The organism is Saccharibacter floricola DSM 15669, from assembly GCF_000378165.1.
GTDB lineage: Bacteria > Pseudomonadota > Alphaproteobacteria > Acetobacterales > Acetobacteraceae > Saccharibacter > Saccharibacter floricola.
The window spans coordinates 1-5419 of sequence record NZ_KB899355.1 but is presented as its reverse complement, the minus strand read 5'-3'; the positions used below and the strand labels follow the sequence as shown (position 1 = coordinate 5419).

At 49.8% G+C, this 5419-nt stretch carries 1 protein-coding gene; it reads left to right on the top strand.

Annotated elements, in window-relative coordinates; genetic code table 11:
* A partial coding sequence (locus F457_RS13100) for a beta strand repeat-containing protein (RefSeq protein WP_018981277.1) occupies nt 1–5419 on the top strand: 5419 nt, incomplete at both ends.

The window sequence follows — 5419 nt, the reverse complement described above, 5'->3', positions numbered from 1 at the left end:
CGAGCCTGAACAATGAGAGCGGAAAGATCATCGCGACGAATGGGGCACTGACGGTCAAGACCTCCAATGGAGCAGTCTCGAACCAGAACGGGCTATTGCAGGCTGATAAGGCTCTGTCGCTGAGCTCTGGGGACTTAACGAACACGCAAGGAACGCTCTTAAGCCGACAAGGCGACCTGACGCTTCAAGCGGGAGCGGTGAGCAACAACGGCGGCACGATCCAGGGCAATGGGACGGTGACGGCAACGCTTGGGAGCTACGGGTCTGACGCTGAGTCTACGGTTGTGGCTGGTAATACACTGACTGTAACGACGTCCAGTGCGTTGACGAATGAAGGAATATTGGGTGCAGAGCACGATGTTTCGATACAAACTGGGGCTTTAAGTAATACAGGGACAGCACGGCTGCTCTCTAATCAAGGAGCAATCACACTACAAAGTGCAGGGAGACTTGATAACCAGGGAGTTATACGCGTTCCTAACGGGAAACTCTCCATAAAAGCAGATAAAGATGTGTCTAATCAGGCCATTATTGCGGCTCGTGATGGGCTTTTGTTCACGACGCAGGGGACGCTGACGAATTCTGGGGTGATTAGTAGCGTTCAAGGAAGCTTACAGCTCGGTATTATGGGTGACCTCACAAACCAAAATGGTAAGATACTGAACCAAGCGGGCTCCATTACACTGACAGCGTCTCATGTTGATAACCAGCATGGAACGCTTCAATCTGCGGGTGATGTGACCGCGCTCTTGCAAGGCTATCGTTCTGACGATCTTTCATCATTCAGTAGCCAGAAGAATGTAACGCTCAACAGTTCAGGCATACTCTCTAATAATGGAATGATCAGAGCTGGTGAAGCGCTCACTATTATAGGGAATGGGATTCTTCAAAATACGGGTATTGTTCAGACAATTTCGACACAAAATGATTCAGTAACGCCATCGGTATTACATATTAACGTTGCGTCATTTTCTAATAGTGGCACCGTTTCGTCAGCTGGTCCAATGCTTGTAGAAAGTGGGGCCGGGCTTTCTAATTCAGGGCTTCTTTTATCGTCAAAGGCTATGAGCTTACATGCGGCAGGGCAACTGGATAACCGTCAAGGACGGGTTGGTGTTCAGCAAGGTACACTCGGCATGGTTGCGGATGGAATTGCCAATGATAATGGAGAGATTTTAACGCAGGCAGATGATGTTTCATTAAAAGCAAAGACCGTTTCAAATAAAGAAGGGAAAATACAAGCAGGACATGGTGCTCTTATTGAAGCGGATCAATTTAACAATCAGAGAGGAAATTTCGTCAATCAGCAAGGTACACTCACTCTTTCAACACCGGTTGTTTTGAATGAAGGGGGGCAAATTGAGTCTGATGGAGATTTAAAAACAACGTTAGCTGATTATACGTCAGATGCGACGTCTCGCTTGGTCTCTCAACAAGCCATGACGCTTTCTTTGCCGGGAGCGTTTGATAATGAAGGGATCTTGGGCGCTAACGAGGGACTGACCGTACAAGCATCGTCTCTTCACAATGGAGTGCGGGGTGTTTTGACGGGCGGGAAGGGGGCTTTATCCCTGACGGCGTTGCAAGGGGATATTCGTAACGAAGGAACGATAGAAGAACGCGATAGAAACAGCTCTGAGCACCTTTCAGGGGCTGATATAATGAATAATGGCACGATTCTTTCTGCAGGTGGCATGACACTGACAAGTGCACAGGATGTGACGAATACCGCAACGGTTTACGGTGCAAAGGGTTTAGCAGTTCAGTCAGGTGGTACATTAAATAACCAAAATGGAATGCTGGTAGGTGATGGTACAGGTGTTCAGATTACCAGTGCTCAATTACTTAATAATGCAGGAAATGTAAGGGCTAATACGGGCACTTTGGCTGTCCAAGCCAATAAAATCGTTAATGATAATGGGCAATTAAGCGCTGCGGGTGATGTGGTCGCGCAAAGTGGCACCCTTCTTAATCGTCATGGTGTCATTCAATCTGGAGCGCGTTTTCAGGTTGGAATGTCAGACGCTTATGTGGATAATCAAGCTGGCATCCTCCAAGCTGGTCGTGATATGAGCCTGACAGCGGCGCGGATGGACAATGGCAATGGCCAAATCCTTGGTTTAGAGGGCGGTATTACCCTTAATAATGCCGCTCATGGCGCCACGAACCTAGCGAATGCGAGCGGTGCAATTAAGGCAACTGGGCCGGTTAATTTAGCTCTCACAGATGTCAGTAGCGACACGCATTCTATCGTAAGTTCGGTTGATCATCTGACGTTGAATGTTGCGTCTCCTTTGGAAGAAAATGGTCTCCTCTCAGGTGGAAAGGGGCTCACATTAACCACACCAGGCCTGATGAACACAGGGATGATTGTCTCTCTATCCGGCCCTCTCGCGGTAACACTTGGTGGAGTGGGGCTCACCAATCAGGGCACGATAGCGGCACAAGGGGAGCAAGCACAGTTAGGGGTGTCTGCTACGGGCGCATTGGTTAATCATCATACGCTTTTTTCAGCAGGCACGATGACATTAGAGAACCAACAAGCGCCCTCTTCAGGAGGTGCAGGGCTGGATAATGCTGGCGGTAAAATTGGGAGTTCAAGCACACTGACCCTTCAAGGGGCGGGGCTGAATAATGCCGGCGGTATGATTTTCTCTGACGTGGGCGATCTGAACGCTCATGTAACGGGAACGATGAATAATCATGGTGGTGTGCTCCAAGCAGGAAGAGGTGCAACGCTTGTAGCATCATCATTTGATAATGATGCTTCGGGTGTGGTGAATGCAGGTATTGGCGGATTGACGCTGTCTGCTGGGGATCATGGGCTGAGAACGTTAGATAATACGGGTGGCACTCTTCAGTCTAACGGGGGGATGTATCTTGCGACGCAGACGTTAAACAATACCGGGGGGCGCATTTTACAGCAAGCATTAGACCGTGATCTTGTTATTGATGCAGGTGGGCCCACGGCTCTGACGACCCTAATGAAGGGATCAGATGGTTCCTATGGCCTTCTGCAAACGCAAGGAGGGCTTCAGCTTGCGGTGGATACAACCCAAGGGATGGGTACTCTTATTGCGCCCAAGGACTTAACTATCACGACTCGGACAACTGATGGTGATAACTTCTTCCAAGCAGGGCGTAACGTCACCTTGAACGTATTAGGTGATTATATGTCGGGTACTAATGGTGGGGTCTTCGCCTTGGGCGGAAACGCCTCCGTTACAGCGCATAGCATAACCAATCAGGGGGCGCTATTTGCTCAAAATGGGGCTGTGTCGCTTCAAAGTGAAAGTGACATCCATAATACAGGTATTATTCGTTCTGAAGGCGCTATGCAGCTGCATCTTCCAGGAACGTTGCTTAATGATGAAGGAAGTATTGTCAGTCACAACGGTTCACTCACCATTGCGGCTAATAATGGGGGTCGAAGTGCGGCCGTTACAAACCGCTCTGGAGAAATTAGAGCTGATGCTGCTCAGGGTACGTTGCTTGTGAGAGCTGATACGATTACGAATGCGCTAGTTGGTACTCTTAAAAGTAATGCAGATACATCTGTTGATCCAAAAGCAGACAAAAATGCTGGTGAGAAGACTATTCAAAGTTGGGGGCGTGGTACAAGAACAATAGAAATTCCGGCGGTAACTGGACAGCTTGATGATCATGGGAAGCAAGTGACCGGTTATCTTATCATGCACGCATCCACAGAAACTCCACACCATAATCGAGGGCAAGGACGTTTTTATACACAAGATGTGACGTATACAGCAGACCATGCTCAACCTATTTTAGTAGGTGCGCATGATGTAATGTTAGATGCGACAGGGGGGATTACTAATTACGTTGGTGTTGTATCAGCAGGCCACGATTTGTACCTCAACGGGACAAGTTTAGATAATAAAGCCTATCAAAATGCACGGCATTTTTATGTAATATGTGAAGACCATGCAGGCTGTGGTTGGGATAGCTCCCATACGAGCCTCCCTTACATAGCCAGTGCGAGCGACCCGAATTGGACGTCAGGGGGACATAAGGGATACCGCCCTCCTGAAGAACCATGGGGAGCAATTATTCTTCTTCCAGGCCTAAGCAGCATGATTGTAGCGGGGCATAATCTTGTTGGTACATTATCCGGAAAAATCACCAACAGCACGATGATCGCTCAGCCAAGAACACGTCAAGAAACAACACCCGAAACTAGAGGACAAACGAGCATATCCCAACCATTTTATGGTTTTGACGATACAGTGGGGTTTAATGGGTCTCATCAAGGATATGTGACACCGACAGCTGCTGCGCAGAATAAAGCGGTGGCCCTTCCGGGGTTTGACGGCTCAATAGCGACGGTCCCAACGAAGGCTGGGTTCCCTCAGCCATGGATGACACCCAGTAGCACAGCATCTGGACAAGGAAATGCTCTCGGGCAAGCGGCTCATGCGGCCGATGGAAGCGCTTTGACGTCGTCTTATAGTGGTCAGGGGCCTTTGACGACACAAGGGAACGCTACTCAACTTGCAGGCGGAATAGCTCTTCATGAAGGGGGAGCGAGCCCGGCTTTACAGCCGCCATCACAAGGAGGCTTAACTCCTGCTCAGACCTCGCAAACTGCTACGTCGATGACTGGACAAAGTACATTGACGTCAACAGGGACTTACGCACAAGCAAATAATGGAGGAACGACATTACACCTGCCTCCAACGTCTGGCGATAGCTATCATAATGCGTCCTCCATACAGGTTCCGCCTGCATTGTCGCCGTCGGCGCAACAAAGACAAAACGTTCATCCACCAGAGGTAAGTGGGCAGACAGATAGTCGCGGAACGACGATTAATCCGCCGTCTTCATCTGCTCCTAGTGCCATAATACCGGCTCAGGGTGGGGGTATTACGCCAATTACGAACCAGTCCGGGCCAAGTGGTCGTCCGACGGCGGGCACAACAGCAATAGCGGCTGGTCATGCGGGGCCAATGAGCTCGGCCCAAGGACAAAATAGCCCACCTGCGATCAGCCAAGGGGCGGCCTCAGTAGAGCCCCTAGCTACAGGCGCTACGCTGCATGTGCCTTCGGCTAATCTTAACGTGATTGTTTCTTCCATCCCGGCTGGGAAGAGTTTTTTTGTACCGAACCCGTCACCGAGCACGCATTATTTGTTGGAGACGCGCCCGCGTTACGCGACATTCGCCGGCCTCTATGGGTCAGACTATCTTCTTGGGCGTTTAGGGAAGTCAGAGCAGGATTATCAGTTCCTCGGTGATCGCGGGTTTGATACGCATTATGTCCAACAACAAATTGTCTCGGCAACAGGGCAAACGTTTCTTGGAGGAAGCCCTCAGAGTGCGGACCAGCAAATGCGTGATCTGTTGGATCATGCCAGCCAAGATGCCAACCAACTCGGTTTAACCTTTGGGCAGGCACTTAG